Source organism: Megasphaera sp. DJF_B143, from assembly GCF_900320625.1.
GTDB classification, from domain to species: domain Bacteria; phylum Bacillota; class Negativicutes; order Veillonellales; family Megasphaeraceae; genus Megasphaera; species Megasphaera hexanoica.
Map to the genome: position 1 here is coordinate 1 of NZ_ONTA01000175.1, position 5,862 is coordinate 5,862.

The following is a 5,862-nucleotide window of genomic DNA, read 5'->3' on the forward strand; positions in this document are numbered from 1 at the left end:
ATATCGGCCACGAGCAGGACCGGTGCCCGGAGATACTTTGCAACGCGCATATTGACGATATCATGGTCCCGGAGATTGACTTCGGCCGGGCTGCCCGCTCCTTCAATGACAATCGTGTCATACTGCTGTTTCAGCTGCTCCAGAGCCGCTGTAACAGCGGAAAAAGCACGGAGTGAATACCCTTTATGATAGTCCCGGGCAGACATATTCCCAATTGGCAGACCATCGATGATGACCTGGGAACAGCTATTTCCCGTCGGTTTCAACAGGACTGGATTCATATCGACCGAGGGTTCCAGTCCGGCAGCTTCAGCCTGGGCTACCTGGGCCCGCCCCATTTCCAGTCCCTGACGGGTCACATATGAATTAAGTGCCATATTCTGTGCTTTAAATGGGACGACCTGCCGGCCCATGCGGTAAAAAATACGGCATAACGCCGTCGTCAGGATACTTTTGCCTACGTGGGAACTCGTCCCCTGGAGCATAATATATTGTGTCAAATCGATTCACCACCTCTAAAGTGTAAGACATACATCATTATTATAAAGAAAACCTGCCGGAGATACAACCTCAGGCAGGTTTTGATTTGTTTATACTATGTGTGGTCTCAACCGGGCCTTATCCTGTTATTAGAGGATGTAATGGCTCAGATCAACATTTTGTACGACATCGTTCAGTTTATCCGCTACGAAGTCTTTATTGACGATGATATGCTTCGTTTCGATATCCGGCGCTTCGTATGCAACGTTTTCCAGAATTTTTTCCAGAATCGTATGGAGGCGGCGGGCGCCGATATTTTCCGTTTCCTGATTGACACGATGGGCATATTCGGCAATGGCATTGATACCGTCATCTGTAAATTCGAGAGTCACGCCATCAGTCGCCAAAAGTGCCGTATACTGTTTGACCAGAGATTGATTCGGTTCCGTCAAAATGCGGCGGAAATCATCGACTGTAAGCGACTGCAGTTCGACGCGGATAGGGAACCGGCCCTGCAATTCAGGGATAAGGTCGCTCGGCTTGGATACGTGAAAGGCCCCGGCGGCAATAAACAGGATATGATCCGTCTTGACCGGACCGTATTTCGTGTTGACCGTAGCCCCTTCGACGATAGGCAGAATATCCCGCTGTACGCCTTCGCGCGATACGTCCGGACCGTTGGAACGGCCTTTTTCTGCAATCTTATCGAATTCATCGATGAATACGATACCAGCTTCTTCTGTCGCTTCGATAGCTTTATCGACGATGACATCCATATCAAGACATTTTTCCAGTTCTTCTTCCTTGAAAACTTCCCGTGCCTTGGCAATGGTCATTTTTTTCTTCTTTTTCTTCTTCGGCAGGATACTGCCCAGCATTTCCTGGAAATTATTCGTTAGTTCTTCCGTCGAATTGCCTGTCAGGATGCCCTGGATGGTCCGTTCCTGTTCGGCTACTTCTACTTCTATTTCCCGATCATCCATCTTGTGCTGGCAGATATCATCGAACATCTGCTGACGGCGGCCAGACATAGGTTCTTCCAGCTGTTTGGGCACATCTTTTTCTTCCCCTTCATCGTCGGAGGAAAAGAAGACATCCATCGGGTTGGGGACCTTTTCGGTCACACTTTTCTTCTTCGGCCACAGGACCTGTAAAATGCGCTTATTGGCTTCTTCTTCGGCTTTCTGTTCATAACGCTGGCTTTCCTGTTCCTGTACCATACGGATGGCATTGGTAACGAGGTCGCGGATAATCTGTTCCACGTCCCGGCCTACATAGCCTACTTCCGTATACTTCGTCGCTTCGACTTTAATAAACGGAGCCCCTACCAGGCGGGCCAGGCGGCGGGCGATTTCCGTTTTGCCTACGCCGGTCGGCCCGATGAGCAGGATATTCTTGGGAATGATTTCATTCTGCATATCCTCGCTCAGCCTTTTGCGGCGCCAACGGTTGCGCAGGGCAATGGCGACGGATTTCTTGGCTTCACCCTGGCCAACGATGTATTTATTCAGTTCAGCAACAATCTGCTTTGGCGTCAATTCGATTTCATTCATGCTATACCTCTTTCCTACGTTTATATTTCTTCTACGATTACATTATGATTGGTGTAAACGCAGATATCTGCTGCTATATGAAGAGATTTCTCTGCAATATCCCGGGCAGACAGGTCCGTATTCTGCAGCAGGGCGCGGGCCGATGCCAGGGCATAGTTACCGCCCGAGCCGATTGCCAGTACGCCATCATCGGGTTCGATAACTTCGCCGTTGCCGGAAATGAGCAGGATGCGCTGGCTGTCTGCCACGAGGAGCAGGGCTTCCAGCTTGTGCAGTATCTTGTCAGACCGCCAGTCCTTGGCCAGTTCGACGGCACTACGCACCAGGTTGCCGTTATGTTCATTTAGTTTATCTTCAAAGCGGTCAAACAGGGTAAAGGCATCGGCTACGGATCCGGCAAACCCACTGACGATTTTACCATGATACAGGCGGCGGACCTTCTGGGCCGTCCCCTTCATGATGACCGAATTGCCCATAGTGACCTGTCCGTCACCGGCAATGGCCGTTTTGCCGTCCCGCTGGACGGCGCATATAGTCGTAGCATGAAATTCTGTTGTCATGTCAAATACTCTCCTTCATTGCATCAATTTCTTCCAGTGCCCGTTTAGCCAGAAGGCCATTCTTTTCCTTCTTTTTCATCCGTTTTTTAATTCCCAGCGGTTCCATGATACCAAAATTAATATTCATGGGCTGGAAATTGTCATGAGGCGATGAAATATACTGGCTCAGGCCGCCTATAGCCGTACGCTTGGAAAAGGTCAGGCAGGATTTTCCCTGCAGCAGCCGGGCGGCGTTGATTCCTGCCAGGAGCCCCATCGATGCCGATTCCAGATACCCTTCGACACCAGTCAGCTGGCCGGCGAAAAACACGTGTTTGTTTTTCCGGTACTGGAGGGTCGCGTCGAGGAGTTCCGGAGAATTGATATAGGAATTGCGGTGCATGACACCATAGCGGACAAATTCTGCCGATTCCAGGCCGGGAATCATGGAAAATACCCTCTTTTGTTCCGGGAATTTGAGATGTGTCTGGAAGCCAACAATATTATACAAAGTTGCACTGCCATTATCCTGACGAAGCTGTACGACCGCATAGGGAAGTTCCCCTGTGCCGGGAATTTCAAGGCCAACGGGCTTCATAGGACCGAACCGCAGGGTATCAATGCCACGAGCAGCCATGACTTCTACAGGCATGCATCCTTCAAACACGGCATCATTTTTTTCAAAATCGTGAAGTTCGGCACATTCTGCCGTCGTCATGGCCTGCCAGAACGCTTCGTATTCTTCTTTCGTAAACGGACAGTTCAGATAATCGGCACCGCCCTTGCCATAACGGGCAGCCCGGTATACTTTAGTCATGTCCAGCGACTCTACTGTCACGATAGGCGCTGCAGCATCGTGAAAATGAAAATATTCTTCTCCCGTCATCTGGCGGATGGTCTCGGTCATAGCCGGGCTGGTCAGCGGCCCCGTGGCGATGATGCATATCTGATCATCGGGAAGGTGGGAAACTTCTTCATGACGGACTGTAACCAGGGGATGATTCTGGAGATGATCGGTAATATACTGACTGAAAGGGACCCGGTCTACTGCCAGTGCTCCCCCGGCCGGTACGCGGTGTGTATCAGCCGCTTCCATGATGAGCGACCCAAGACAGCGCATTTCTTCTTTCAGGAGACCGACGGCATTTTCAATATTGGCAGCCCGCAGAGAGTTACTGCAGACCAGCTCAGCAAAGAGGGCCGTATGATGGGCTGGAGACGGTTTGACCGGACGCATTTCCACCAGTTCGACGGGGATGCCCCGCTGTACCAGCTGCCAGGCCGCTTCCGAACCGGCCAGGCCGGCGCCGATGACGAGTACACTATTCTTCATTCACTTCTTCACCCTTTTTATGATTTTCACATTCCGGATTACTGCAAAAGAGCTTGTCCGGACCTTTTTTATAATGTTTGATAGTCATGATGCTGCCACAAAGCTTGCAGCGTTTGTCTACCGGCTGGTTCCATAAGACAAAATCACATTCCGGATACTGGCTGCATCCATAAAAGACGCGGCCCCTCTTGGACTTGCGCCGGATGAGCGTCCCCTTGCCGCACTTGGGGCAGGTAATGCCCAGATCATCGACGATAGCCTTTGTATTGTGACATTCAGGGAAATTAGAACAGGCCAGGAATTTGCCAAATCTGCCGAATTTATACACCATAGGAGCTCCGCAAAGTTCACATACTTCACCTGAATCCTGTCCGGCAATGGTGACTTTTTCCATTCCTTCTTCGGCCGCTTCCATTTCCGGTTCAAAGACATCATAAAATTCTTTCAAAACGTGGACATAGGTGTCCTTTCCCTGTTCGATGGCATCCAGTTCTTCTTCCATGTGAGCCGTGAAGCTGACGTTGATAATCCGTTCAAAGAATTTTTTCAACAGATCGACGATAATGACGCCCAACTCAGTCGGAACGAACTGTTTATCCTTCTTTTCGACATAATTGCGGTTCTGGATGGTATCCATAATCGGCGCATACGTACTCGGACGGCCGATACCTTTTTCTTCCAGCGTTTTAATCAGGCTGGCTTCGGTATAGCGGGCAGGCGGCTGAGTAAAATGCTGAATCGTATCAATGGTCTGATTATGTACTATCGTACCCGCCTCAATAGCCGGCAGCACCGATAGAGTCTTATCTTTCTTTGCATCTTCATACAGTTCCGTAAATCCTTTGAACAGGACGGTATACCCAGCAGCCCGCAGTTCATAAGATCCGCTCATGATGACGATGGTCATATGTTCCGTTTCTACAGGAGCCATCTGACTGGCCAGGAAACGGTTCCAGACAAGTGTATACAGGCGCAGCTGGTCCCGCGACAGATACGGCGCTACTTTGTCCGGCGTCAGTTCCAGCGACGTCGGCCGGATAGCTTCGTGAGCATCCTGGCTGGACTGTTTGGCTTTGTAAACATGTGGTTTAGCCGGAATATACTCTTTCCCATAAGTTGCCGTAATAAAATCACGGGCATTCTGCACCATATCATCATTAATACGGACAGAATCGGTACGCATGTAGGTAATGAGCCCCACATGACCGTGTTCGCCGATATCGAGGCCTTCATAAAGCTGCTGGGCCAGCATCATCGTCTTCTTGGCACCGAAATTGAGCTTGCTGACACATTCCTGCTGCATCGTAGACGTCGTAAACGGCGGCTGAGGCTGACGTTTGCGTTTCCGTTTCTCTACCTTTTCAATACGGTCCGGTTCATGACCGTCAGCTTTCCCTTTTTCCCATTGCAGGGCAGAAGCGATGGCAGCTGCCTGGTCCCCCGTTTCTATGGCCGCCTTTTTCCCGTCAATCTTTGCCAGTTCTGTATGGAGTTCCAGCCCGTCTTCTGTTTTGTATGTGCCTTCTACAGTCCAATATTCTTCTGGTACGAAGGCCTTGATTTCTTCTTCCCGTTCGCAGATAAGCCGTACGGCTACAGACTGGACACGGCCGGCACTGAGTCCCTTACAGACCTTTTTCCAGAGGAGCGGGCTCAGCTTATACCCTACGATGCGGTCGAGGACGCGCCGTGCCTGCTGGGCATCCACTTTTTTCAGGTCGATGGGCTGAGGATGTTCCATTCCTGCCAGAACAGCTTTCTTGGTGATTTCATGGAACATGACACGACACGAAGTCTGGGGGTCCATATCGAGCAAGTGAGCCAGATGCCAGGAAATAGCCTCCCCTTCTCGGTCCGGGTCAGTTGCCAGATAAACGGTTTTGGAGCGGACGTATTCATTCTGCAGGTCTTCGATGAGTTTACGCTTATCGAACATATTGGTATAGGTCGGCGTAAA

Annotated in this window: 5 protein-coding genes; all 5 read right to left on the reverse strand. The window is 50.5% G+C overall.

What is annotated here, in order from left to right; all coding sequences use genetic code 11:
• On the reverse strand, positions 1–500 hold a 500-nt coding region (locus DBO31_RS05305), incomplete at its 3' end, for an AAA family ATPase (RefSeq protein WP_150824618.1).
• Positions 501–629: 129 nt separating this feature from the next.
• A complete protein-coding gene (gene hslU / locus DBO31_RS05310) occupies positions 630–2,033 on the reverse strand; it encodes an ATP-dependent protease ATPase subunit HslU (RefSeq protein ID WP_113856022.1) in 1,404 nt (467 codons plus the stop codon).
• A 20-nt stretch (positions 2,034–2,053) separates the two neighbouring features.
• Positions 2,054–2,593 (reverse strand): ATP-dependent protease subunit HslV, encoded by a 540-nt coding sequence (hslV, locus tag DBO31_RS05315; RefSeq protein ID WP_059077238.1) that lies wholly within the window; start codon positions 2,591–2,593, stop codon positions 2,054–2,056.
• Between the two features lies 1 nt (position 2,594).
• Positions 2,595–3,905 (reverse strand): methylenetetrahydrofolate--tRNA-(uracil(54)-C(5))-methyltransferase (FADH(2)-oxidizing) TrmFO, encoded by a 1,311-nt coding sequence (gene trmFO / locus DBO31_RS05320; protein WP_150824619.1) that lies wholly within the window; start codon positions 3,903–3,905, stop codon positions 2,595–2,597.
• On the reverse strand, positions 3,895–5,862 hold a 1,968-nt coding region (topA, locus tag DBO31_RS05325), incomplete at its 5' end, for a type I DNA topoisomerase (RefSeq protein WP_150824620.1). The genes trmFO and topA, both read right to left, overlap by 11 nt.